Consider the following 26,182-nt stretch of genomic DNA (forward strand, 5'->3'; position numbering starts at 1 on the left):
CGAGATCAAGGATACGGCATGGGAAAGAAACTCGATAAGAAGGCCAATGCCGCCATGGCCAAGGCCCCTAAGAGCGCCAAGACGGGCAAGGCCGTCAAGAAGCTCCGCAAGCTCGAGGGTAAGCTGTGGACCCGCGAGTACCTGCTCAAGATTGCCGAGTTCGATGGCGCGACGATTGCCCCCGCCAACGGCGCCGCGGCCCGCGCCGATGCTATGGGCACCCTTGCCGGCGAACATCACAAGCTCCTGACCAGCAAAAAGTCCGTTGAGCTCGTGCGCTCTCTCGCGCGTGAGACGGTTGCAGGCGGCAAGATCGACGACCCGCAGCTGCTCGACGAGATTCGCGTGCTCGGCCGCGACCAGCGCGAGGCAAGCGCCATTCCCACCGAAGAAGCCGAGGCCTGGACCAGGCTCACCTGCGAGGCCGACGCCGTGTGGCACAAGGCCAAGACGGCCAATGACTGGGCGAGCTTTGAGCCCTATGTGGATAGAATCGTCGCCCAGCTTAAGCATCAGGCCGAGCTCATGGACCCCAAGCGCGACCCATACGACGTTTGGCTCGACCAGTACGAGCGCGGCCTTTCTGCCAAGAGCTTCGACGCGTTTTGCGAGGAGGTTAAGGCCACGGTCGTGCCGCTCGTGCACGCCATCGGCGAGCGCGGCCAGCAGCCCGCTGCCGACTTTTTGCATGCCCGCGTGCCCGAGGCCGCCCAGCGCGCCATGAGCTTTGACCTTATGAAGCTCGTCGGCCTAGACCTGGACGACACCACGCTTGCCTTTACCGAGCATCCGTTTAGCGAGGGCTTTGCCGTAGGTGACGCGCGCATCGCCACGCACATCTACGAGGACGACTGCATCTCCAACGTCTACAGCATCATCCACGAGGCCGGTCACACCATGTACGAGCTGGGCGTGAACCCCGCCTATGCGCGCACGTGCCTGGAGGGTGGCACCTCCATGGGCATCCACGAGAGCCAGAGCCGCTTCTTTGAGAACACCGTGGGTCGCAGCCGCGCCTTTATGGGACCGCTGCTCGAGGTGCTGCGCCGTCACGCGCCCGAGGTCTACGGTAACGTGGACGAAGATGCGCTCTACCACGCCGTGAACATCGCTCAGCCATCGCTGATCCGTACCGAGGCCGACGAGCTCACCTACCCGCTGCATATTATGGTGCGCTACGAGATTGAGCGCATGCTGTTTGCCGGTGAGGCTACAGCCAAGGATATCCCCGCGCTTTGGAATCGCTTTATGGACGAGTACCTGGGCATTCCGGTTCCCGACGACACGCGTGGCTGCCTGCAGGATACGCACTGGAGCGGCGGCTCGTTTGGCTACTTCCCCACCTATGCGCTGGGCAGCGCCTACGACGCCATGTTCGTGCCGGCCATGTGCCGCGACGGTGTCGACCTTACCAGCGCCTGCGCGAGCGGCGACCTGGCACCCGTCCGCGCCTGGCTGGGCGAGCGCATTTGGCAGTGGGGCCGCGCCAAGGACGCGCCGGAGCTCATCAAGGGCGCGTGCGGCATGGCGTTCGATGCCCGCTACTACTGCAGCTACCTGCAGGACAAGTTCACCACGCTCTACGAGCTGTAAGGCATAACCGACACGCCAACGCAAAGGGGACGCCGCGGAACCAATCCGCGGCGCCCCCTTTCCACCTAGTTGTTTAAGAACGTCCCCAACGACTACCTTACAGAGCTTCCAGCGCGGCGGCGATGCGCTTCATGGCGGCATCGGCAGATGCTTGGTCGGGCGCCTCGGCCAGCACGCGGATAACCGACTCGGTTCCGCTCTTGCGCACGAGCACGCGGCCCTCGCCTGCCAGCGCAGCCTCGGCCTCGGCGATGGCGTTCTGCACGCCCATATTCTCGAGCGCGGCGTCCTTGTCCGCCACGTGCACGGCCACCTGCGCCTGTGGCAGCAGCTTGCACGGAGCCGTGAGCTGCGAGAGCGTCTCGCGCTCGGCACGAATCACTTCCATCACGCGCAGCGAGGTCATAATGCCGTCGCCCGTGCGCTCGATATCGCCAAAGATCGTATGGCCCGTCTGCTCGCCGCCCAGGCTGTAGCCGCCCTCGCGCATCTTGGCATACACGTGACGGTCGCCCACGCCGCTGGTCACGGCACTCAGGCCGGCAAGCTCCAACGACTTGATCAGGCCAAAGTTGCTGGCGATCGTCGGCACCACGGTACCGCCCGAGAGACGCCCGTGCTTGTTCAGGTACACACCGCACACGTACAGGATCTGGTCGCCATCGACCACGCGGCCGCGCTCGTCCACGGCCAGGCAGCGGTCGGCATCGCCATCGTAGGCAAAGCCCACATCCAGGCCCTGCTCCACCACGTGGCGCTGCAGGCGCTCAATATGCGTAGAGCCGCAATCGACATTGATGTTAAAGCCGTCGGGCGCGGCATTGATCACGCGCACATCGGCGCCCAGTGCGTCGAACACCGGCTTGGCCACCGAGGATGCCGAGCCGTTGGCGCAATCGATGCCGATCTTGACGCCCTGCAGCGAAAAGTTCGCGCTGGCGATGAGCGAAGCAATGTAGCGGTTGCGACCCTGCATGTAGTCCACCGTGGCGCCGATGTGGTTGCCCGTTGCCAGCGGCACCTCGCTCTTGCCATCGATGTAGTCCTCAATGAGCTCCAGCACGTCCTCGTCCATCTTAAAGCCGTCGCTGTTGACGAGCTTAATGCCGTTATCGCAAAACGGGTTGTGGCTCGCGCTGATCATGATGCCGCAATCGAAGCAGCCCTCCACGGTCTGATGCGCCACGCCCGGCGTCGGGATCACGTGCAGCATGTAGGCGTCCGCGCCGCTCGCGACCAGGCCGCTCACCAGCGCCGCCTCGAACATATAGCTCGAGCGACGCGTGTCCTTGCCCACGATCACGCGCGCCTTGGCCCCGCGGTTGGCGCCGTAATACCAGCCCACAAAGCGGCCGATCTTATAAGCGTGCTCTACCGTCAGCCCAACGTTGGCCTCACCGCGAAAGCCGTCGGTGCCAAAGTACTTCATGCGCTCTCCTTACAAAATAGGGGCGGACAGATTGCCTGTCCGCCCCAAAATGGTACTCGATTATCTGCACTACCAGAAAAACCCTACGCCGACGCGCTGTCGCGAGCCGCCTGGCATGTAGGAGTCTGACGCAGCGTAAGCGGCTTGTCCCCCGCCTCGGCCGACGTGGTCAGCGTATACGTGATCGTCGTCGTCTCGCCAGCATGCAGGTCAACGGTTCCTGAATAGCAGGGAACTCCGTGCCAAGTGGCAGCGAACAGTCCAAACTGAGTCCCCTCGACGGTTAGATCGGTAATGCTGCCGCCTGTCGGCGCAAACAGTGATACATACAAGCGCTCATCGTCACGCGAGGTCCCAGGCGCGCTCGCCGCAACGTAGTCGGGCAGCTTGCCAGCCTCCTCCTGCGTCATGATGTTCGTCAGGGTAACGGTGATGCGATAGGAGCACGTGCCGTCGCCGTTCTTCACGCCCTGACCAATCTGAGTGTCGGCGTTCAGATACCAGTCGAGCTTGGAGAAGCTCAGGTTGTTAAAGTAAACGCCGGCAACGGGATCGGCACTCGGATCATCCGGATCGGGCAGCGAAGCGTCAATGCCCGTCTCTTTGATGGCATTCTGCTCATCATCGTTTCTCATCCACGCGATCAGGCGGCCCTCTTCGGCACCGCGCTCAACGGCGCTGACAAGCTTCGTAACATCGACATCGCCGATACCGCCAAGGACCTTGTCGAAGGCAGCGCTGGCGACGGATGCAAAGATGCCGTCCGACTCCTCGACCGGATAGTTCCAGTACACATCGTGCATGAGGACCTTTGCGGCGTTGGTGCCGTCGACAACCGTTCCGTCGGGCAGTGACACGTTACCGACCAGGCCCAGCAGATACTGCAGGAACACCGGGTCGATACCGATGACGCCATCAACGTCCTGTCCATACTGGGACTTCCACAGCGCGGCGACACGCTGCGAGTTGCGGGGCCAATCAGGCGAATAGGTATTGCCCGAGTTGTACAGGTTGCTGTGGTTGCCGAACAGCGCCTCATCCTCTTCGTCGACGCTCTCGACCGCCTCATCCTCGCTGAGTCCAATGCGGGGAACAAACTCGCCAATCGACATCTGACCGTCGGTGACCGAAATCAGGCCCTGCGAACCGCCAAAGCCGCCGCAGGCACGAATCTCGACGTTGTTCATGGCGTACATAAGGTAGTTGCGCGTCTGGCCGTTGGCGCCGAGCATCTGGGGAAGGACGGGGGCGACCTTCTCCGCCGCGTCAACCGCGCCGTTGAGGGTGGCAAAGCCGTCCTTGGCCTTATCGACCAGCTCGGTCACCTGGGAAATATGAGTATCGCCAATGCCCTGGACCTTCTCGTTGGCGCTCTTGAACACCTTCGAGCTGCTGGAAAGCGAATCGGCGACCGCCTGCAGCGCGGACACGTTAATCATGCCGTCCTGGAACAGCTTGCCGGGCGTAGCCTGCGAAAGGTTGTCGGCCATGGGAACCAGCGCATTGCTCGAGACATCGGACAGGGCGTCAATCATGGTGCGGGCCGCATTGATATCGCTGCCATACACCGGGATAAACGAAGCCGCCGTCCACAGCGGGCTCGAGGTCTCCGCCTTCATGCTGTTACAGAGCTCATCGATCTTCTTCGCGTCGTCAGGCAGCGTCGAAAAATCGCCCGACGTGACCTTGTCCTTAAGGCCACCGACGATCTCGACAGCCTCCTTCGCTTCGCTCTTTACGGTCTTTGCCGAGTTAAGCAGCATAAAGCCGCTTGCGCCAAGCGCAACGAGAAGCACCGCGACTACAGCGGCAATAATGGCGCCGGTGTGACGCTTTTTGCGCTCGCCCTTGCGATGGCGATGACGGACCAGACCGTCAGAGGTCGAACTCGACGAAGCATCGCTACCGTAGTTCAAGCCAAAATCGTAATAATCTTCCTTGGAACCCGAGCCCGCAAACTCGGCACCGCTATCATCCAGGCGGGCGAACGTGCCTGTCTCGGAGGCGCCGGTGTAAATCGTGCCGAGGTTACCCGTAAGCCCCGCGCCACCGGCAGAGGGAGTATTGTTGTCGGCCTTGCCGGCATTAACGTTGCCGGCGCCATTCGCGGCGTTGGCAGCACCTGCGTTGTTCGCAGGTACCGAAGGAGCCCCGCTCGGCTGCGACGCAGAGGTTGCACCGCCCGCAAAGACATTTCCTCTTGCACGGCCGGTCTTTTTTGCCTTTTGAGACTGCTCGTACAGAGCGGTAAACATCGCCGTCTCGCCCGGGGACACGCGCTTACCGGAACCGCCCTGTCCAGCGCCGCCCGGCGTGCCGGCCTTACCAGCCCCGTTCGGACACGGCGGAACTGCAGGGCGGCCGCTATCGCTGCCCTTAAAGTGATTACCAGCCATAAAGAAATCCTCGCAATTGAGTCGCAATGAAAAAGTCCATAACGTTACTAGTTTATGGCATTTTGAGCATCGACAGCTAAACTCCAGACACGGACATCAATTGGCGAAAATGCGGCACAACACCTTTTCCGTCTTGGCAGCGGCGCTAGCTACACCGTGAGGAACATCATCACGATGATCATGACAAAGCCGATAAGGTCGGTCGGCAAAAACACCGTCCCCAGCATAACGGCGCTGGTGATGGTCGCCGAAACCGGCTCCACAGTTCCGATGAGGCTCGCGCGCACCGAGCCGATGTCCTTAACGCCCTGCATATAAAGCATGTAAGCAAAAAACGAGCCGATAACCACGAACACCGCGAGCGCCTCGATGCCGGCAGCGTCGAGCGCCGGCATATGCGCCCAGGGCTGCACGAAGACGCACGAGACCACGCCCGCCGTGAGCATTGCCGAGCCCGTGACGATGGGGCTGCCGTATTCGGGCAGGATCTTGGCGGGAATCACCGCCATACACGCGGCGCTGACCGCACACATAAGACCTGCTGCCAGGCCAAGCGGCGAGATATTCAGGCTGGTGGGGTCGCCGCCGGTGGCGATTAAAAAGGTTCCACCCAGAGCCAGGCCAATGCCGATGACTTCGCGAGTACGCGGCATACGGCGATCGGTCACGCAGGCGTAGCCCATGATGATAACGAGCTGCAGGCACTGGAGCACCGTCGCGGTTCCGGCGTTCGTCAGGCGCACGGCCGAAAGATAGCAAAACTGGTTGAACAGCAGGCCAAAAGCGGTAAAGAGCAGCAGCTGCTTGCGATCAGCGGGCGTCGTCCAAAGCTTGACCAGGCGTGCGCGGTCGCGCGTGACAACCACAGCCATAAAGAGCAGGCCGGCGAGAATCTGACGCACGCTCATAAGCCACAGCGTATCGACATGGTAGGTATCGAACAAAAAACTCGCGCTGGTGCCCGAGAAGCCCCAAAACGAACCGCCCACCAGCGTAGCCAAGACGCCCGTGATCATCTTGCGCGTCGAAGCGCTGTTCAGGCGGTCGCGCCATGCGCGACGGGTGTTGCGACTGAGCTCGTCGGTGCCCTCGGGCACATCAATGTTCGATATATCGGTCATCGGCACCGAAGCCCCTGCGCCTTCGACCTGCTCGACACACTCTTTGCTCATTCCACTCCCCCGAAACAGCCTGGAAACAATTCGGCTTACCTTACCACGGCGAAGTCACCAGCTGGAGGCTTGTCCGCTTATCGGTAGGACAATTCCGCAGGCGTCTTTCCATAGCTCGATACCGCAATGGCCTTGCATTATGCGACAGCCAAATCGCGGCAGCAGGCTCTTTTGAAATGGATGCGACAAAGCCCCCGAATTCCACAATGTAAGCGATTTTTAAAAATGTTCTTGCCACCGAGTTCAGGCTCCGTTATATTATCCCTTGCGCGCTTGCGCACCCTTGATCGGGCGTTTAGCTCAGGGGGAGAGCGCTTCCCTGACACGGAAGAGGTCAGAAGTTCAAATCTTCTAACGCCCACCAAATGTTCGCAGCTCAGAGGCTATGTCCTCTGGGCTGTTTTGTTTTATGTCGCCAAATCAGCTGGCAGCTCCAACCGCCCAACTAGCCAAAAGCCGACCATCTACTTGCCGATCTATTCATCGGCATAACCAATCAGTCCGCACCGCAACTTCTCAGCAAAACGCCGCGATGTCTGCGCCCTGCGGTATCCTTGAGCCACTTGCACCTGCAGCACCAAGGAGCCGCCATGCGCACCGAGCTCGATGTCCCCTTTTCGCACAAAGAAGAAGCCAAGGCGCTGGGCGCCAAATGGGACCGGACCAAGAAGATCTGGTATGTACCCAGCGGCGTCAACCCCGAGCCCTTTGCCGAGTGGCTGCCCGGTGTTGACCGATCCGACCCCTCAGCGCCGTATATATATCTAGTACTGGGCAAGCGCGAGTGCTGGAAGTGTCACAAAGAGACCTCGGTCGCAGCCTTCGGCATTCCCTATCGAGCCGATAACGACGAGAGCATCGCCATCGCGCACGCGCCCAACGAAGCCGGGTACATTGCCATCGACACGGCCAACGCCAACGCACTCGCCATCGTGCCCGCTCTTGGCTGCGTACCGGGCGAGATCCGCGACTACCTTCATAAGCGCTGCGGCTACAAGCCCGTAGGCGCGCGAGCCTCCAAAGCCCCGTCGCTCGGCAACACGTGCACCAGTTGCGACGCGCTGCAAGGCAGCCGCTATCTGTTCGAGGAGCCCTCGTCCCCGTTTGCCCTCACTGCCATCAACAAGCTGCCGGCACTGGAGTTTATACGCGTCGAAGTTGCCGGCGTCTTTGGCGTCCCGGTCACGCGTACCGACTTTGACCAGGCGCTCTTTACCTGGGCACGCGACCATCACGCCGAGTTCCACAAGCAACTCGGTGAGGGGATTTATTTGTAGAGGCAAAAGACACTCACAGCCAACTCCTCCGCATCACCTATCCCTCGTCGCCGGCGTCGTACACGATATCGAGGCCACAAACAGGGCATTTCTCCGGATACACCGGCATATGAACGCCTGTCCGTTTTCTCACTTCGTCGCTGAGTCTGTCGCGCGCATCGATAAACCGAATGTCGAGACACGGTATTTGCGAGCCGCAGCAAGGGCAGGTGACGACAAACGACGCGCAATCAACCTCTACGCTCGGAAACATATTGTTGTCTATAAGGGCACACGGCAGTTTTCCGTACTTCCCCATCGCAATATCGCCTCGCCAGCTCATATACGCTCCCCTCTCGCTATACAAATCAGGAAGAGCATGCACCGGCGGGCGTGCGCGAGATTGCATCGCCACGCGATCCGATCAAACAACACGATCGTCAAAGAATGCCAAAGCCAAATACGCTAATACGGCAGAAGCCCCGCCTTTTCACGCTTCTTTTCCGAGCGATCGAACTCAATGCGATGGGCCTCAAGAAACACCGTATCGGGTCGCCACTGACGCTCATCCGGCTGCCTTAGCGTCGCACCCGCAAAGGAAGCGTAGTCGGTCTTATCCAGCAGGTACGATCCGCACAGCCGATATTCGCCGCAAACAGGCTCAAACGAAATCAGGTGAGCATCAAATAGGGAATGAAGATCGCGCCGAAGCAGAATACCGTTGCTGGCAACCTGCGATTTGGGTCCCGAGTAATTCTCGATATGTGCAGCCTCCAGAGCTTCACTGACGCCGCAGTCCGACACCGCGCAACGGCCGTCATAGGCGGCAACGAGCTGCTTGCGGAACCATTGCTGCCTCAATCGCTCGCGCCTTAACGCATAGCGGACCTTTTCGTCGTCGGTCGCACCCTGTCCGGCAAACTCAATATCGACGGGTATGTGCTTCAGATAACTCATGTCGGGCGCAAAACGAGGGTCCGGTCCGCCTTTATGAACAGGACCGTGCAGAACAAACCATCCATTTTCGGGCTCGAACCGCTCAACAAACGCAAGGCCGAGCACCTTATAGCCCACCTCGGTTGCAAATATGACTCCGACTGGGACGCCACATTCCATGCAGTTGAGCATTTTACGGTTGTAATTCTGGTCTCGAGAACCAACGGCTCCTGGCGCTTGGACCGAATACTTAATGACCCACGTACCGTCATCCAAATAGAGCGGAGGCACATCGGTGTAGAAGCTCTTTTTAGAGTTATGGACCGAAAGCGCAAAGATCTTATTGGGATCTTGCTTCACCCGATCCTGGCCCGGCCAGAAGATCCCTGAATCCCGCGTTACGGGAAAGAAGTCCGAGCCAATTCTCAAACGGTACTGATACTGAGGACTATCTTCCTTGGTGTGGTGCGGAAGGCTGGTCCAAACGCCGCCGCGCTGTTCCTCACCCAGAAACCACTCCCATGCCTCAACGTATTCGGAAGGCACGAGACTGCAGGCGCGGTCATAGCTTGGTCCATCCATCAACGGAACAGCAAGGTCAATGTCGTTCATCGCCAGCACCTACAACCATACGAACGCGAGTCATGCCCCTCAATAATATGGCCGAGAGTCAATTATTACGAGATCTCATTCCGCGATCGGCACATCGTTGATGCTCTCGGTTTGCCGCTGGCGCGCTTGTACCCCGCTACCCCACTTCCCTGTATACTGATGTAGCACGTGTTTCATCCGGGCTTGTTGGGCCGGGTCGTTCATGGGAGGTTCTTGTGGCTGTTTCGAATCCGCCTAAGGGAAGCGTTTCTTCTTCGTCCATCAAGCCGGTTACGCGCAAGGCCGTGCGTTGCCAGCGCGAGGTCGCTTGGCTTGTCACGCAGGCGGCGGGCAGGCTTGTGGCGACCACTCAGGACGTCAATGCGCCTACGCCGAGCTTTGTGTTAGCGGCGGCGCTGGATTTTGTGCGCCAATTGGAGGTTGCCGCGCAGGATGCCAACGGCCACCTCGACTACCAGAACGTTATGGCGCCCGACCTGCAAACGTTCTGCCACATGGCCAAGTTGCCCGCCGCGCCCAATGCGCTTTCGGACGCAGGCTACATGTTTACGCTTTCGGGCGCGGACCTTATCCGCGACATCTATGCATACTGCAGCGAGCTCGCCGAGCGCAGCGTCTTTGGCACGGCTGAAGTCAAACCGGGATATGCCATCAAGCTGGTTCTTAGGCTGTTCTTGATGGACGGGTTCGGGGCCATGCCGGCGTAAGCCGAGTCTTTAGCATCACCGTCGACTGAGCAACAACCGCTTTATCTTAGTGGGCGCCAATTGAGGGTCGATTATTGGTTCGCCTCGTCCACTAACGCATTTATTCCACGCGCTCTGACAGTCGATACTTGCGGTTGCGGCTCGTCGCCGGCGCCGTGGGCTCAAGCTCGCCTTGAGCAATGAGCGCATTGACGCGCGACCTAACCTGGGAAATTGTAAGCCCCGTGCGTTCTGCCAGCTCACGCGTCCCCAGCTCGCCGTAGTGTTTGAGTGCCGTCACAATTAAGCCCCCGCCATGATCGACCGGCTCGATCTTTGAACGGTAAAGTACGACCTTGAACCGATCGAACCCCGGGCAGAACAGGGGCTCGGCCAGACCATGCGCGCGCATGGCATCGATCATCATCGGGATGCCCGAGCCATTGCCCTCAGCCGGCGAACCTGCGCCATCCGGCAGCGGGACAATCGACATGAGTTTCACGAGCGTCGCGTTACGGCATCGGGAGCTGCCGTCAAACAAGCTCTCGCGAGTCTTTCCCCCATAAAGGCCGCCGGGATTCGTCACCTCGATACGGTCGTCAAAAACGTCGACGGCGATCGATTGCCCACAGAACCGATCCCCGTATTCCCTGTGGATAACCGCGTTGGCGACTGCCTCGCGCAGGACCTCCTCGGGAATCTCCAGCGAGTCGATACGCGAGATGCCTTGGACGGTCGAGGTGCGGCGCAGGTTTTTGGCGACAGCCGCGACAGTATCCGAAATCATCTCGCCCAGGGTGCCCTCGCAGACTGTGCGGTCCATAAATCTTAGCGGTCCCGCAGCGCCCTTTTGAGTTCCCGCATGGACAGCCACATCAATGAAGAGCTTAGGATAGAACTGCTGAGGGTAAACGCCCGCGGCAAGGAGGCCGGCCTTGGTAACATTGCCCTGGAAGTCGAGGAGATTCAGGCGCTCCATCTTTGTCTTCTTGTCCGTCGCACCACGCATCGCTCGAGGCGTCAACGAATAGGCGCGTTCTATCGTGCGGTCGACCAGCGACTCGTCGAGATCGCCCACACTCGTGCCGGGCACCGCATCGCGATCGCTCGGAGTCGCTCGACCGTATGACGCCAATGCGAGCACCTCGGTCGATGAAAGCGGCACATCTTTGTCATCGATGCGTTTGTAGCTGCCACCTTGAGCGCCCCGCTCTATGACATAGCAAGGCTTGCTCGACGGGTCGAGCTCCTCAATCGTGATGACCAGAACCACGGTGCCCTGGAGCTCCACGCGCTCAATGGTGTATTTGGGCGGATTGGCCAGCTTTCCGCGACCGCCGGCATCGCCCATGCCCGCCACGAATTGGTTGAGCACCTTCTCGGTCTCAAAGTTTGCAACTGGAACAAAACCCACGCGCTCACTCACTCCGAGCACGATGATGCCGCCGGCGGTGTTTGCGAAAGCGCTGACCGTTTCCCATACGTCGCGGGAAAGCGTCATGGCGCTCTCTTTTACTTCGACGCTAAGGTCATCCGAACCCATTCGCTTTAAAGACTCGAGCAAACCGGCCAGCTCGTTTTCGTTCATCTGCACGTCCTTTCGCTCGGTTCTGCGAAGAATGCCGCGAATAGATTTCCTTCGCCTCTCAGTTATCTCTCGTAATTATCTCTCATCTTTCTGTTATCTCTCATATTAGAGAGGAGTGAGAGATGAAAGATAAGATGTCTGTCATCTGTTTCATTTAAACATGTTTTCGCTGGTAAAACAATCTATATTGAGACAATACCATGGTTGCCTGTCTCTTTGCAGCATTGTTATCTCTCATATTTATCTCTCATCTTTCTGTTATCTCTCGTATTAGAGACGAATGAGATATGAGAGATGTGCGGGCGGCGGATGAGCGTGGATTTTTGGACGGTCGGGAAATGAGGGTGGATATTTGGACGGTTTTTGGGCTTTTGGCAGCCGATTTCGTCCGAAAATCCACGCTCATTTGGTGGGCGTCCGAATTTCCACGCTCGTGTGTCCGAAAATCCACGCTCATCCGGCAGATTGGTCGAGGGCCCCATATGGGTATACTCTCGAGGATTCGACTCGATTCGCCCCCGATGGGGCGTCAAAGGAGACTGCATATGCCCACCACCTCAACCGACCCGCGCGCCGTTGCCTCCGCGCTGCTGGTGCCCGGCACCACCTGTCACGGCTTTGCCGTCGAGCGCCGCGAGACCGTGCCCGAGCTCGACTCGGACGCTTACGTGCTGCGCCACACCGCCTCGGGCGCTCGCCTGCTGTACCTGGCGTGCGACGACGAGAACAAGGCCTTTGCCATTGGCTTTAAGACGCCGCCGGCCGATTCCACCGGCGTATTCCATATTCTTGAGCACTCGGTGCTGTGCGGGTCGGCTAAGTTCCCCGTCAAGGAGCCGTTTGTCGACCTGATCAAGAGCTCCATGCAGACGTTCCTCAACGCCATGACCTACCCCGACAAGACCATCTACCCCGTTGCCACCACCAACGAGCAGGATCTGTACAACCTAATGGACGTGTACCTGGACGCTGTGTTCAACCCGGCCATCTACACCAAACCCACCATTTTTGAGCAGGAGGGCTGGCACTACGAGTTGGACCTGCCGGAGGGCGCCGAGGGCGAGGGCGACGGCAGCTTCGCGAGCCTGCACGAGGGCACGCTGCGCTATAACGGCGTGGTGTTCAACGAGATGAAGGGCGCGTTGTCCGACCCCATGAGCGTGCTGGACGACGCCGTCAACGCCGCGCTCTATCCCGACACCGCCTATGCGCACGAGAGCGGCGGTGACCCACGCGCGATCCCTGCGCTCACCTACGAGCAGTTCCTGGATACGCACGCGCGCCACTACAATCCTTCCAACTCCTATATCACGCTCTACGGCGACCTGGACGTGGACCGCGCACTGGCCTTTTTGGACGAGCGCTATCTGTCGCAGCCGAGTGCCGCGAGTCGCCGCATGGACGCTGCCGTCGCCGCCGGCGAGGACCCGTCCACGCTGGCGCCCAATCCGCTGGGCGTGCAAGCGCCCGTGACCTGCGAGTATAAGCGCGTCGAGATGGCAACCACGCCCGAGAACGCCCTGGTTGGCCTGGGCCTGGTGCTGGGCAGCGCGCTCGACCGTAAGCGCACGATCGCGGCGGATATCCTGTTCGAGGCGTTGCTGGGCTCCAACGAAGCGCCGGTTAAGAAGGCCATTCTGGCCGCCGGCCTGGGCGGCAACGTGGTGAGCTACACCGCGGCCGAGAGCCTGCAGCCCTACGAGCTCATCATGCTGCAAAACGCGCAGCCCGGCGTGGCGCGCGATCTGCGCCGCGTGTTCCAGGACGCCTGCCGCGACCTGTGCAAGCACGGCGTTCCGCGCGAGCGCTTGGAAGCCATCATCAGCAGCAACGAATACGACCTGCGCCAGCGCGACTACGGTATCGCCGACGGTGTGGCCATTGCGTGCGACGCGCTGAGCACCTGGCTCTACGATGACGACGCCGCGACGCTGGCACTCAAGTACGGCCCGGTGTACGAGGAGCTGCGTGGCGAGCTGGATGGCAGCTACTTTGAGGACCTGCTGCGCGAGCTGGTGCTGGAAAACGACCACATGGCGCTGGTCGAGCTGGTGCCGGTGGACGCCGCCGAGGGTTCGGAGGGTGCCGAGGCCGCCGAGCTGGCAGCCAAGCGCGATGCCATGACCGATGCCGAGCTGGCCGACGTGGTCGAGCGCACGGCCGCGCTGCGTGCCGCACAGGAGGCGGAAGACACACCCGAGGCCAAGGCTACGCTGCCGCGCCTGCGCGTGTCCGACATTGGCGAGGCGCGCCCCGAGCCGCCGCTGATCGTGGACACGACCGCGCCCATCCCCTGCCTGCGCCACGGCATCCCCACCAACCGTCTGGCCTACGCCATGCAGTATTTCGACCTGAGCTGCGTCGCGTTTGAGGACCTGCCTTATGTGACGCTGCTCTGCCGCCTGCTCAAACAGCTGCCCACGAGCGAGCACTCGGCCGAGGAGCTCGACAACTTGCTCGCCGGCAAGCTGGGCTTTTTGAGCTTTACGACCGAGGTCATGACCCAGCCCGACGTGGACGGCGTGCGCCCCTACCTGCTGGTGAGCGCAGGCGCCCTGTCCGAGAAGATCGATGCGCTGGCGAGCCTGCCGCGCGAGGTGTGGTCGAGCACGCTTTTGCTCGATGCCGATGCCGACCGCGTGCGCGACGTGCTCACACAGATTCGCATTGGGCTTGAGCAGGGCTTTATCAACAACGGTCACTCGGCGGCGCTCGGCCGCGCGATGAGCTACAGCTCACCTTCGGCCGTAGTGCGCGAGCAGCTTTCGGGCGTGGATTTCTACCTGTTCCTGCGCGATCTGCTCGAGCACTTTGACGAGCGACTGGACGACCTGCGTGCCAAGCTTGCCGAGCTGGCAGGCCGCATCTTTGTGGCCGACGGCTGCCTGGCGAGCTTTACCGGCAGCAACGAGGACTTTAACGCGTACTGGGCCGCCGCGGGCGACCTGGGGCTGGACGCTGGCGACAGCGCCGATGCCGGCCGCGACGCGCTCGTGGTGCCGACGCCGTGCGACCGCCACGAGGCTTTTGTCATCCCCAGCGACATCTGCTTTGCGGCAAGCGCGTGCGACCCGCGTCGCTTGGGGCTCGACGTGACAGGCGCCTGGGCGGTTGCCGCCAACGCGCTCTCCTACGACTACCTGTGGAACGAGATCCGCGTAAAGGGCGGCGCGTACGGCTGCGGATTCCGCGCGGCCGGCGAGCGTCAGGCGGCGTTCTACACCTACCGCGACCCGGCAATCGATCCCTCGATTGAGCGCGTGGCGCGCGCAGGCAAATGGCTCGGCAGCTTTGAGCCCGACGAGGCCGCCTTTGAGGGCTTTATCGTGAGCTGCGTGAGCGGCATGGATGCGCCGGTGAAGCCCTATGCGCTCACCAAGCGCCGCAACACGACCTACCTGGCCGGGCTCGATCCGCACGCCCGCGAGGAGCGCCGCGCCCAGATGCTCGCTGCCACGCCCGGTGAGCTTCGCTCGCTCGGCGCCGACGTGACGCGCATCGCAGCCGAGTCGCCCACCTGCGTCTTTGGCGGCCAAGACGTCATCTCCAAGAGCAACGCCGGCTTTACCGTCATCGACCTGCTGGCCTAACGCACAAAGGTAGATTTTTGGGACATGCCTAAAAATCTACCTTTTCTTTTGCCGCGGACGGAGCAGGCGATCTGACTTCGGCCCGCCTGCCCGGTCCGCCGGTTTGTCTCAATCTGTAACGCCCGGACGAAGATATCGGCTCCAGATGTTACAGATTGAGACAATTCTGAATGTCGCCGGCTCTTTGTCTCGATCTGTAACAGCTAGGTCCATTTATGCCGAGTTACTGTTACAGATCGAGACAAACCGCCGCAGATGCCCGCCCTTCAGCAAAAACCACCCAAAGGCGTCTGCCCCCTTTTGGTGGTTTGCGAGCGAGTTGCTACTTGAGAAACGGGTTCAGCCTGGCAGCCAGCGGATCAAGCTTGTACATGGTTGCAAAGCACTCACGACCATAATCGGAGTCATTGTTCCAGCTACCCTGGTCGACGTCGTACTCTGCATCCAGACGAATCCACTCCTCCGGCTTGTTCTTCTCGTGCTTGCTCCAGAAGTAGCGCTGGTACTCGACCTCGTGCTCAAACTCAAACTCGGCATCCGAACCGCGGCCGGCATACTCGTCGACCGACGTCAGGTTGCCGTGCTCGTCGTAGTAGAACTCCGCATAGCCGCCGCGCTCGGAATCGATCCTGTCGAGCTTTCCGTCGCTGTACGAATAATCTACCGCGGCATACGAGTTCAGCGAGCCGTAATCGTTGCCGTGCGAGTCATATGCCACAGGCGAGATACGCGAAATGTTGCCGTCCTTGTCGTACTCGTAGCCCGCGGTGATCGTTCACATGGTGCCCACGGTGTCGCCCTGACAGTCCAGCGTAAAGGACGTCACGCGATCCTTGTCGTATCCGTACGAATACACGACCGTGCGAGGATTGGCCGGGCTGGTATCGGTGTTGGTCACCATGTTGCCGTCCTGGTAGACATACGTGCTCGCGCTCTCGCCGTAACCCGCATCGGTCGTCTTGTTGATCAAGTTTCCGTCCGCGTCGTAGGTAAACGTCGTGGTGCTCGACGAATCGCTAATGTCGGCATCGCAGTCGATGCGCGTGACGTTACCGTCGGCGTCGTACGTAAACGTGTTGACGTTCTCGTAACCGCCCGCCAGATCTTCCTCAATCTTAGAGATGCGATGTGTCTCGTCATGTTCAACGCTGTAGCTTACGCCGCCAGCTTGCTTAGCGTGAGACATATACCCTGTGACGTAGCCGTTTTCATCGCGCTCGATCTTTAAAATATCACCGTACGTATCGCTCTTGTCGGTACCCTCGTAGGACACCGGCAGCCACAGCTCGTCAAGCTGTGTGTCTTTAATACCGCTAACCTTCGTATTCTGCGGCAGTGCCAACGTGGCGAGCTTCTTTTTACCCGAAAGATCGACGCTTTTAAGGTTTTCGGCATTTTTGAGGTCGAGCTTCTCGATGTTGTCGCAACCGTCCAGGTTAACGACGGTGACGTTGCTCGCCGAGTCAAGCTCGACAGTCTTAAGGTCGCCACAGCCCGAAAGGTCCAGGTTGACGAGTTTGTCCCCGCCTTTTTCCACACTGGTAACGTTGGGGAACACCTTGCCCAGGCCCTGCGTCGACGTGATGCCGTCCAGCTCGACCGATGTCACCGCCTTGGCTTCGTCGCGCGAGATGCGACCGTCGCCGTTGGTGTCGTACTTGGTCGAAACAAGCGCACGCATGCCGCTGTCCGGAAAGGTTTTCTCGTCGATGGGCGTGGTCGCAATCTGGGTGAAGTAGAACAGCGCGCCACCGCCGATACCCGCCGCCACGACAAGTGCCGCGACGAGAGCGATGAGGGGCTTCTTGGAACGCTTGCGCCGCGCGGGCTGCTGCACAGGCACGTATTGCTGGGGAGCGGGTGCGGCAGGCTGGGGTTGCTGCGTGGCCGCGACCTGGTCGGGCGCTACGGGCGCGCCGCATACGGGGCAAAAGAGGGCGTCGTCGACAAGCGGCATGCCACACGAGCGACAAAACATGGCGGGCTCCTTTCGGTTCATTCCTTCCATCATGAAGGTAAACCCAAAAATGCAGTCCTTGTTGCGCAACAAAGCCAAGCGGGAGCCAAACTGCCACAAAGGGGATAGGCACCTTTGTGGCAGTTTGAGATGAATCCGTCGCGTTTGCCCAGATAAAACCTGCCAAAATAAACCTGTCCCTTTTTGGTAGGTTTGGGAGATGAGGCTGGGATGGATAAGGCTGAGTTGCGGCGGGCGGTGATTGCTCGGCGCGATGCTCTTGATTTGGATGTTCGGGCGGCAAAGTCTGCTGTTGTATGCGCGCGGCTTGTTGAGCTGATGGAACCCAGCGGCAATGCGGGCCAACGCACCGTTGCCGTCTATGCCGCCATGGGTTCCGAAGTCGACCCTGCCGCGTTTGCCGCCGCGGCCGTCGCGCGTGGCTGGCGCGTAGCCTATCCGTGCATGCTCTCGGCAAGCGACGCCGCCGCATGTAGCCAGCGCATGTGCATGCGAGCGGTCGCCGCCGGCGATGTATCCACGGCTCCGTTTATCGCTCATCCCACGCGGGCCTTCGCGGCTACGGATATCGACAGCAATCGCTGCCCCATCGTGCCCGCCGCCGAGCTCGACATGGTTGTCGTGCCGCTCGTGGCTTTCGACCGCACCGGCGCGCGCCTGGGCTACGGCGGAGGCTGCTACGACCGTTACCTGTCCACAGTTGCACCTGAATGCCTAATCGTCGGCATCGCCTTTGACGAACAGCGCGTCGACGGCGTTCCCACCGACGCCCACGACCTGCCGCTACCCAACATCGTCAGCGCCTAAATGCCGTTGTATCGCACCCGCAAGATGAGCGTGGAAAATCTCCCACTTTGGGCCTGTTCGGGGGCAAAAAACGGGAGATTATCCACGCTCATTATTCAAACGTCCGATAATCCACGCTCGTGTGTCCGAAAATCCACGCTCAACCAATGCGCGTCTAAATTCCCACGCTCGTCCGTCCGGATTTCCACGCTCGTGCAGCCTAACGCCCTGCAACCGTCTCAGCAGGCACGCGGCACGCCGGCAACCTTGAGCTTGCGGTCGAGCTTTGTCAGATCCTTTAGGTCATCCCAGCACAAGCGCACAATCTTGCAGTTATCGAGCATCGAAAGCCTCGACTCGCGCTGGCGCTCGTCAAATTGCGCCTTTGCGAGCTTGCCCTCCTCCGCCGCCTGTTCGCTTTTAACGAATCCGTCGAACTCCCCGATAATCAACCGGTCACCCACGCGCCACAAATAGTCAACGCGATACGGCCTTCCCGGCTCAACCGGATCGAACAGCTCAACTTGCAGCTCCGGAACCTGCCAGCCGCGCTCGATTATCAGCGCCCGCGCCTTGGACTCGCCGCCGCTTTCCGACAGGCCGTCGGCACACCGTGCAACCCTACGCGCCGTCACAACACCGCGGCGATTCAAGCCAAGCTTGTTAACTGCCTCAATGAGATGCTCCTTCGACAAAAGCTGCTCATGGAGCGCCGAGTCCGCAATGATCAGCCCTTCGACAAACGATGCATCGACCAGGCAATCCACAATCGTTTGATCGATATCGGTCACGGCAATATCCATCTCGCTGTCCCGTGTTCGATAAGCATACCGATGGCGAACGACCTGAGAGCCTGGCGTCGTCGATCGTGCCGGCGCCACGGCGATATGGATGTGCGTCAAATTGGCATACGAAACCGAGAGGCCATAGATAACAGCCGCCGTATAGGAGCAAAATGTCCAGTCGGGATGCTTTTGCGCAAGCGCCCGCACCCGATGCAGATAACGCTGCCGAAACTTAAGCTCGGACCAGTATTCCGGACGCGCATACAGCCCCGGCATGACCGCTTCGAGGCTTCCCGCCTCCACCCGCCGCTCAATCTGCTTTGCCTCCGCCGTCGTGCGCGCGTACACGCAGCTCATCTGCTGCTCGCACGCTTTAATGTGGCATGTGAGTCTTTGATTCGCCGTCATGTTTGCCATGTCGCCTCCCAACTCTTGGAACGGCGCAAACGTACCAGACGGTTTCATGCAAAGTCTGACCAAATGCCGACCAGGCGCTGGCCAAATGCTTGACGGTTTTGAACGTTTTAGGCCACTGGTCCATATATGCAGGTAGAGCGGTTGTCCAGAGGTCCCTGTCTCCACATTTTTATGCCTCAAAAGCCGTCGATTTCATTAAAAGAAAATATGCCGCAGCTCAAAACTACCTAGTTTGCGATGCGGTCCGTAAACACTCGACGCGTGGTGCTGCCGCCTACGACAGCCGCAGAAAAATCGAGCGTGGAAAATCTCCCACTTTGGGCCTGTTCCTCGACCAAAAGTGGGAGATTATCCACGCCCATTCAACAAGCGTCCGATTATCCACGCTCGTGTGTCCAATTATCCACGCTCGTCGCGCGACGGCTACGGCGGCAGTCACGGCCGCAGCCGCAGCCTAGCGCTCCTCGCCGGCGCGGGCCAGGTCGTAGGGCGTGGTCTGGTAGACGTAGTAGTTGAGCCAGTTGGTGTAGAACAGCTGAGCCTGGCTGCGCCAGACGTTGCGCGGCTCGGCGGTGGGGTCGTCGCCCGGGAAGTAATGCGCCGGCACCTGAGGGTTGAGGCCGCGCTTCACGTCGCGCTCGTACTCCAGGCGCAACGTGTCGGTATCGTACTCGGGATGGCCAAAGACAAAGAAGCGACGGCTGTCGGTCGACTTGACGATGTACAGGCCCACCTCGTCGGACACGGCCACGACCTCAAGCTGCGGCTCGGCCTCCACGTCCTCGCGACGCACATCGGTGTTGCGCGAATGTACGGCATAGAAGCGGTCGTCAAAGCCGCGGACCAGCGGGCTTTGCGGCTTCACCAGATAATGCTCGAACACGCCGCTTGCCTTTGCCGGCAGGTCATACTTCTGGATACCGTAATGATGGTACAGACCGGCCTGCGCGCCCCAACAAATGTGCAGCGTGGAGTGCACGTGCGTGGTGGACCAATCCATGATCTGGCAGAGCTCGGGCCAGTAGTCGACCTCCTCGAACGGCATCTGCTCCACCGGCGCGCCCGTGATGATCAGGCCGTCGTAGTGGATGTCGCGGATGTCGTCGAACGTGCGATAGAACGTCTCCAGGTGGCCGGCGCTCACGTGCGTGGCCTCGTGCGTTTTCGTGCGCAGCAGGTCCACCTCCACCTGCAGCGGCGTGTTGGAGAGCTTGCGCATGATCTGCGTCTCGGTGGCGATCTTGGTGGGCATGAGGTTGAGGATGAGCACGCGCAGCGGACGGATGTCTTGGTGCAGCGCGCGGTACTCGGTCATGACAAAGATGTTCTCGCTCTCGAGCTGCGCGGCGGCAGGGAGGGCGTCGGGGATGCGAATGGGCATGGATGCTCCTTACGAGTCAGTTGCAGCTATGGTACAACGAGCGGCCCCATCCGCGCGAGCATATCGCCCAGCGATGCCGTCAGCGGCCCAAATCACTCCAAAAGTAGAGATTAAGGCATGCCCAAAAATCTATGGCGCTTTAGCCTAGCAAAGTGGCAGCAGGACGCTACAATGGTTCGACGCGAAAAACTCGGCCGAAAGGATACATATATGTACCAGACGCGTAAGATCGGTGTGGTCGGCCAGGGCCACGTAGGAGCACATGTCGCCAACAGCCTGCTCATGCAGGGCATTGCCGATGAGCTGTACCTGTGCGATATCAACGAGGCCAAGGTGACGTCCGAGGTCCAGGACCTGCGCGACTCCCTTTCGTTTGTCCCGTACAACACCAAGATCGTCAACTGCTATGACCACTACGAGGAGCTAGCCTGCTGCGACGTCATCGTCAACGCCGCCGGCAAGGTCGCGCTGGCCGCCGGCAACCGCGACGGCGAGCTGTTCTTTACCACCGACGCCGCCCGCACCTTTGCCAAGCGCATCGTCGACGCCGGCTTTGACGGCATCTTCGTGAGCATCTCCAACCCCTGCGACGTCGTGTGCACCGAGCTGTGGCATCTGACCGGCTACGATCCCAAGAAGATTATCGGCTCGGGCTGCGGCCTGGACTCTGCCCGCCTGCGTACCGAGATCTCCAAGAAGGTCGGCGTGAGCCCCAAGTCCATCGACGCCTACATGATCGGCGAGCATGGCTTTAGCCAGCTGGCAGCCTTTAAGGCCGCAACCATCGCCGGCAAGAGCCTTAACGAACTTCAGGCCGAGAACCCCGACAAGTATGCCTTCGACCACATGGAGATCGAGGAGCTCGCACGCAAGGGCGGCTATGTGACCTACCAGGGCAAGCAGTGCACCGAGTACGCCGTCGCCAACTCCGCCGCGCGCGTCTGCGCCGCTGTGTTGCACAACGAGCACGCCGTGCTTTCGGCATCCACGCTCATGACCGGCCAGTATGGCGAGGAGGGTATCTTTACCTCCCTGCCGTGCGTGATCGGCGCCGAGGGCGTCGAGGAGGTCTACACGCTGGACCTTTCCGAGCACGAGCTCGAGGGCTTCCACAAGAGCTGCCAGCACATCCGCGACAACATCGCCCAGCTCGATTGGTGGGATACCGAGGCCTACGACGCCAAGTAAGCCGCTGGCTGCCGCAACCTTGCGAATCTATGCGCGATACTAAGCGGGCCGCGCCGGAAACCCACCGGCGCGGCCCGCTTTTTACGCACGCTGTTCGCTTGCGAATCGAAGGTGAATGCTTTTCCCGTTACCTAGTACCGCTCGATGCCCATGTAGCGACGAATCTCAGGGCTGTGGTCGAACACCTTGCCGCGGGCGGCACGCAGCTCGCAGCTCATCGCGTAGAAGAAGATCGGCTCCAGGTACGAACGCACGCTGGCAGGCACTTCACCCACGCCGTACTCGAGCGCATCGAGCACCATGACGGTATCGGTGTGCGTGTTGAGGAACGCAAGAGCGCGCTCCTCCATGGGGCGGCACTCGCCCGATCCGAGCTGCACAAAGTAGAACACGCCGGGCTCGGTGGCTTCGAACGGGCCATGGAAGTACTCGCCGGAGTGGATGTAGCAGCAGTGCTGCCACTGCATCTCCATGAGCGAGCAGATCGCCATGGCATAGGTCTGGCTAAAGTTGGGGCCGGAGCCCAGGATATAGAAGAACTTGTGCTGCTGGCAGAGCTCGGCAAAGCGATCGCCCAGCTCGGCGTTGACCTTCTCACGGGCAGCGGGCAACAGCGCATCCATCTGCTTAAGGCCGGCGTACATGTCGGCGAGTGCCTCGTAACCCTCCTGCTGGTCGAGCAGCTCGGCAGCCATCAGGACGCCGATGCCTTGCGGAACCTCGGCCTGCGGCACGCCTTCGCCCCACGGATAGACCCAGGTGGTCCACTTGCCGTTATCAATCTTGGAGCCCTCGCAGTCGGTCATGGCCACGACCTCGGCGCCGGCTGCCAGCGCCATCTCGCAACCGTCGACGACCTCCTGCGTATTGCCGCTGTGGCTGCAGGCGATGACGAGTGATTTCTCGCCAAGACTCTTGGGAGCCATCAGGCAAAACTCGCGCGCCGTGTAGACCGTCGAGGCAAACGTGGTGGCCTCGCGCTTGAGCAGCTCGTTGGCCGGCATCAGGTCGATCATCGAACCGCCGCAGGCGATCCAAAAGACGTTCTCAATCTTGCCCTTGCGCTCGATAATTTCCTGAACCAGATCGCGTGCGTTCACGGTGATGCTCCTCCTTGTGTGGCGGTTTTGAACGACGACAGCTCGTACCTGCGGTCGTTCTATGTTGTCCTATTTATAGCACGCACGACGACGCTCGTGAAGTCATTTCACCAAACTTGTTCTATGTTGTTCTATCTATGGACGTTAGATGTCGAACACGTAGCGCGAGCCCACGATCTTTTGGCGTCCGAGCAGCAAGGGCCGCTCGTCCGCATCGGTAAAGTACGCCTCCATATAGAAGAGCGGCTCGCCGACCGGCACCTCCAACAGCGGGGCCGCCTGAGCATCGGCAAGCGCAATCTCCACGGTGCAAGGGTCGGACTTGAGCGGCGCGCGGCCCGAATGCTCGGCAACGAGCGCAAAGATCGAGTTATCGGTGAGGTCCTTATCGGCAAGTGTCTGCAGATAGGGATGGTCAGCCAGCACAAAGGCGTTGTTCTCGAGCATGACGGGGATGCCGTCGGCCGTGCGCACGCGCTCGACCACGATAAGCTCGCAGCCGGGCTCTACGCCAAAGAACGCCGCGTCCTCGCGCGTCGCCGCAACCACCGTGCGCGATACCAGGCGCGCACCCGGCACCATGTCGTTGGCAGCGCAACCCTCGGAAAAGCTCTGAACATCACCCTTCTGGACAATCTTGCGCTTGAGCTTGGGCGCGCACACGAACGTGCCCCTCCCCTGCTGGCGGTTGAGATACCCCGCGCGCGACAGCTCCTCGATGGCGCGGCGCACGGTGATGCGTCCCACGCCGTAGTACTTCGCGAGCTCCATCTCGGAAGGAATGCGCGAGCCGGATGCGTACACGCCACGCGCGATCTCGCCCTTTAGGTCGTCCATAACCTGCTGGTACAGCGGCACAGCGGACACCTCAGTGCGCTCGGTTTTATCATCGGATGCCATCGTTATGCTCCATTCCGTGCATGCTCGGACTCAAACTCTTCAATCGCCGCCATAAACTGCTCGCCAAAGGCGTCGGCCTTTTTCTCGCCGATGCCGTTGACCTGGATAAGCTCGTCGCGCGTCTGTGGGCGTAGGCGGCACAGGCCGCGCAGGGCCTTGTCGGAAAAGACCATGTACGGCGCCATCTCCAGCTCCGTCGAGATCTCCTTGCGGAGGGCACGCAGGCGCTCGAACAGCTCGGCATCGTCGCCAACACGCGGGCGCTGATCCAGCTCGGCCTCCTCGCGCAGCAGATCGACGGCGCGGCGGGCGCGGGCCGAGGCCTTGCGCTTGGACGCACGACGCTTAACGGTAAAGGCAAACACCTCGTCCTCGACCTCGCCGGCGCGCGGGCCCAGTCCCACGACCGGGTACTGCCCCTGCGAGGTAGCCAAATAGCCGCGCCCGCACAGCTGCCCGATGATGTCCTTAATGCGTCCGACCGATTCGCTCGACAGCTCACCATAGCCACTGTCCTGATCCAGGTTCATCTGGCGAATGCGCTCGGTGTTGCCGCCGTGGAGCACGTCGGCGATCAGCGACTTGCCAAAGCGCATGGGGCGCGTGGCCACATAGCGCACGGCGGCGCGGGCCATGTCAGTGACGTCCTCGACCTCGAACTGCGTGAGGCAATTGCTGCAGTTGCCGCAGCCCTCGGCGTCATCCGTGGCGGTGGCGCCCGCACCAGCCGCAGCAGCATGCTCGGCCGCGGCCTCGTCGCCAAAGTAGCGCAGCATGTATTCGCGCAGACAGCCGGTGGTATTACAGTAGCCCTCCATCTGGCTGAGCAGGCGATATCGATTCTGGAGTGCCCACGCGCGCTGCTCATCGTCAAGCGCCTCGTCGGCAGCGTCGCCGCGATCGATCAAAAAGCGGCGCATGCGAAAATCGTTGCCGTTCCACAGCAAATGGCAGCTGGCCGGGTCGCCATCGCGACCGGCGCGGCCCGCCTCCTGGTAGTAGGCCTCGATGCTCTCGGGCACGTTGTTATGGATCACGTAGCGCACGTTAGGCTTGTCGATACCCATGCCAAAGGCGTTGGTGGCAACCATCACCTGGGTATCGTCGTCGATAAAGGCGCGCTGGCTTTGACGACGGGCGTCGTTGCCCATGCCGGCATGGTAGCGGCCAACGCGAATGCCGCTGGGGCCCAGCGCCTCGGCAAGCTCACCTGCCAGCGCATCGACCGTCTTGCGGGTCGAGCAATACACGATGCCGCTCTCGCTCGAATGCGCAATCACATAGTCGCGCACCCACGCGGCCTTGGCCTTGTCGCCCATCTCCTCGCAGCCAAAGTAGAGGTTCTTGCGATCGAAGCCCGTCACCACCGTCGCGGGGTTTTGCAGGCCGAGCATCTGCTGAATGTCCGCACGCACGCGCTCGGTCGCCGTGGCGGTAAAGGCCGCCACGATGGGGCGCTGCGGCAGGGAATCGATGAACTCGCGAATCTGCAGGTAGGCGGGGCGGAAATCCTGGCCCCATTGACTCACGCAGTGGGCCTCGTCAATGGCCACGAGCGGCACGCCAATGCCGGCAGAACTCGCGGCCTCCTGCGCAAAGGCTAAAAAGCGCGGCTCGAGCAAGCGCTCGGGCGCCACGTACATAAGCTGGTAGCGGCCCTCGCGCGCCCGCTTGAGCACGGTGTTTTGCTGGGCCGGAGTAAGACTGGAGTTGAGATAGCTGGGCCGCGCGCCCGCCGCAAGCAACGCACGGGTCTGGTCCTCCATAAGCGACAGCAGCGGACTCACCACAAAGGTGATGCCGGGCAGCATGAGCGCGGGCACCTGGTAGCAAATGGACTTGCCGGCGCCCGTGGGCATAACACCCAGCGCATCGCGACCGGCAAGGATCGCATCGACCATGTGGTCCTGTCCCGGGCGAAACGAGGTGTAGCCAAAATAGGCGCCGAGCGTGTCGAGCGCCATCTGCTGCATGCTATCGGTCATGGTTTCCTAACGTCCAAGTCATCTGCCGCCGATTATACGCCGCCACGCGGACAGCAGCACACGGCCGCCGCCCAGACTAGTCGTTTAAGAGCGTCCCCAATGACTAAGGAGTGTCCCCAGGTGCCGACAGAAAAGGAACGTCCCCAAGTGCCGGCCCGGCAACGCCGATGTTTTGGCGCGAACAGACACTATGACCCAATCCGAGGGCACTAAAAAGATAGGAGCCCCCGCTCGTGACCGCGGGTCGGGGCTGCGACAATGATGTTGAAGTGCCATGGGCGCAGCCGCGCCGCAACGAGGTTGGGAGGCTCCCATGCCAAAGTATTCTACCGCGTTCGGGATGGACGTCCACCTGAGGTCGACCACCGTCTGCGCCCTCGACGCGGACACCGGCGAGGCCGTGA

Annotated in this window: 18 protein-coding genes and 1 tRNA gene; 7 read left to right on the plus strand and 12 right to left on the minus strand. The window is 60.8% G+C overall.

Annotated features, from left to right (window positions below; translation table 11 throughout):
• Positions 1-18: 18 nt before the first annotated feature.
• Positions 19-1,593 (plus strand): carboxypeptidase M32, encoded by a 1,575-nt coding sequence (locus AAA021_RS02150; RefSeq protein ID WP_349087745.1) that lies wholly within the window; start codon positions 19-21, stop codon positions 1,591-1,593.
• A 97-nt stretch (positions 1,594-1,690) separates the two neighbouring features.
• On the opposite strand, the gene glmM is transcribed toward AAA021_RS02150, so the two are convergent.
• From glmM to AAA021_RS02165, 3 genes are all read right to left on the minus strand, one after another.
• A complete protein-coding gene (glmM, locus tag AAA021_RS02155) occupies positions 1,691-3,022 on the minus strand; it encodes a phosphoglucosamine mutase (protein WP_349087746.1) in 1,332 nt (443 codons plus the stop codon).
• Between the two features lie 83 nt (positions 3,023-3,105).
• Positions 3,106-5,418 carry a DUF4012 domain-containing protein gene (locus AAA021_RS02160; RefSeq protein ID WP_349087747.1) on the minus strand — a complete coding sequence of 771 codons (2,313 nt, stop codon included), beginning with the start codon at positions 5,416-5,418 and terminating at the stop codon, positions 3,106-3,108.
• 149 nt (positions 5,419-5,567) lie between these two features.
• Complete coding sequence (locus AAA021_RS02165; RefSeq protein ID WP_192919570.1) at positions 5,568-6,590, minus strand: EamA family transporter; 1,023 nt, start codon at positions 6,588-6,590, stop codon at positions 5,568-5,570.
• 289 nt (positions 6,591-6,879) lie between these two features.
• Between AAA021_RS02165 and AAA021_RS02170 the strand changes: the two genes are divergently transcribed.
• A tRNA-Val gene (locus tag AAA021_RS02170) sits at positions 6,880-6,954 on the plus strand.
• 226 nt (positions 6,955-7,180) lie between these two features.
• A complete protein-coding gene (locus AAA021_RS02175) occupies positions 7,181-7,867 on the plus strand; it encodes a DUF5710 domain-containing protein (protein WP_349087749.1) in 687 nt (228 codons plus the stop codon).
• Between the two features lie 444 nt (positions 7,868-8,311).
• Here AAA021_RS02175 and AAA021_RS02180 read toward each other — a convergent pair whose 3' ends face one another.
• Positions 8,312-9,394: an HNH endonuclease gene (locus AAA021_RS02180; RefSeq protein WP_349087750.1), complete on the minus strand. Its 1,083-nt coding sequence runs from the start codon at positions 9,392-9,394 to the stop codon at positions 8,312-8,314.
• A gap of 215 nt (positions 9,395-9,609) precedes the next feature.
• Here AAA021_RS02180 and AAA021_RS02185 point away from each other — a divergent pair, with 215 nt between their 5' ends.
• Positions 9,610-10,101 (plus strand): hypothetical protein, encoded by a 492-nt coding sequence (locus AAA021_RS02185; RefSeq protein ID WP_349087752.1) that lies wholly within the window; start codon positions 9,610-9,612, stop codon positions 10,099-10,101.
• Positions 10,102-10,201: 100 nt separating this feature from the next.
• On the opposite strand, the gene AAA021_RS02190 is transcribed toward AAA021_RS02185, so the two are convergent.
• Entirely contained in the window at positions 10,202-11,668 is a 1,467-nt protein-coding gene (locus AAA021_RS02190; protein ID WP_349087753.1) for an ATP-binding protein, read from the minus strand.
• A gap of 545 nt (positions 11,669-12,213) precedes the next feature.
• On the opposite strand from AAA021_RS02190, the gene AAA021_RS02195 reads away from it, so the two are divergent.
• Positions 12,214-15,258, plus strand: coding sequence for an insulinase family protein (locus AAA021_RS02195; protein WP_349087754.1), 3,045 nt, complete (start codon positions 12,214-12,216; stop codon positions 15,256-15,258).
• Between the two features lie 322 nt (positions 15,259-15,580).
• Here AAA021_RS02195 and AAA021_RS02200 read toward each other — a convergent pair whose 3' ends face one another.
• Together AAA021_RS02200 and AAA021_RS02205 are read right to left on the minus strand one after the other, a co-directional pair.
• Positions 15,581-15,976, minus strand: coding sequence for a hypothetical protein (locus AAA021_RS02200; RefSeq protein ID WP_349087756.1), 396 nt, complete (start codon positions 15,974-15,976; stop codon positions 15,581-15,583).
• Between the two features lie 57 nt (positions 15,977-16,033).
• Positions 16,034-17,236: a zinc-ribbon domain-containing protein gene (locus AAA021_RS02205; protein ID WP_349087757.1), complete on the minus strand. Its 1,203-nt coding sequence runs from the start codon at positions 17,234-17,236 to the stop codon at positions 16,034-16,036.
• 210 nt (positions 17,237-17,446) lie between these two features.
• On the opposite strand from AAA021_RS02205, the gene AAA021_RS02210 reads away from it, so the two are divergent.
• A complete protein-coding gene (locus AAA021_RS02210) occupies positions 17,447-18,043 on the plus strand; it encodes a 5-formyltetrahydrofolate cyclo-ligase (protein ID WP_349087759.1) in 597 nt (198 codons plus the stop codon).
• Positions 18,044-18,261: 218 nt separating this feature from the next.
• Here the strand turns inward: AAA021_RS02210 and AAA021_RS02215 are convergent, their stop codons facing one another.
• Positions 18,262-19,224 carry a hypothetical protein gene (locus tag AAA021_RS02215; protein ID WP_349087760.1) on the minus strand — a complete coding sequence of 321 codons (963 nt, stop codon included), beginning with the start codon at positions 19,222-19,224 and terminating at the stop codon, positions 18,262-18,264.
• 454 nt (positions 19,225-19,678) lie between these two features.
• Complete coding sequence (metA, locus tag AAA021_RS02220) at positions 19,679-20,605, minus strand: homoserine O-succinyltransferase (RefSeq protein WP_349087762.1); 927 nt, start codon at positions 20,603-20,605, stop codon at positions 19,679-19,681.
• Positions 20,606-20,815: 210 nt separating this feature from the next.
• On the opposite strand from metA, the gene AAA021_RS02225 reads away from it, so the two are divergent.
• Positions 20,816-21,793 (plus strand): L-lactate dehydrogenase, encoded by a 978-nt coding sequence (locus tag AAA021_RS02225; protein ID WP_349087764.1) that lies wholly within the window; start codon positions 20,816-20,818, stop codon positions 21,791-21,793.
• Between the two features lie 131 nt (positions 21,794-21,924).
• Here AAA021_RS02225 and AAA021_RS02230 read toward each other — a convergent pair whose 3' ends face one another.
• From AAA021_RS02230 to AAA021_RS02240, 3 genes are all read right to left on the minus strand, one after another.
• Entirely contained in the window at positions 21,925-22,893 is a 969-nt protein-coding gene (locus tag AAA021_RS02230) for an SIS domain-containing protein (RefSeq protein ID WP_349087765.1), read from the minus strand.
• 144 nt (positions 22,894-23,037) lie between these two features.
• On the minus strand, positions 23,038-23,793 hold the full coding sequence (locus AAA021_RS02235; protein WP_148332768.1) for a GntR family transcriptional regulator: 756 nt from the start codon (positions 23,791-23,793) through the stop codon (positions 23,038-23,040).
• A gap of 2 nt (positions 23,794-23,795) precedes the next feature.
• Positions 23,796-25,778, minus strand: a complete 1,983-nt coding sequence (locus tag AAA021_RS02240; protein ID WP_349087767.1) for an ATP-dependent DNA helicase RecQ — start codon at positions 25,776-25,778, stop codon at positions 23,796-23,798.
• Positions 25,779-26,182: the final 404 nt, after the last annotated feature.

This window comes from Collinsella sp. CLA-JM-H32, from assembly GCF_040098165.1.
GTDB lineage: Bacteria > Actinomycetota > Coriobacteriia > Coriobacteriales > Coriobacteriaceae > Collinsella.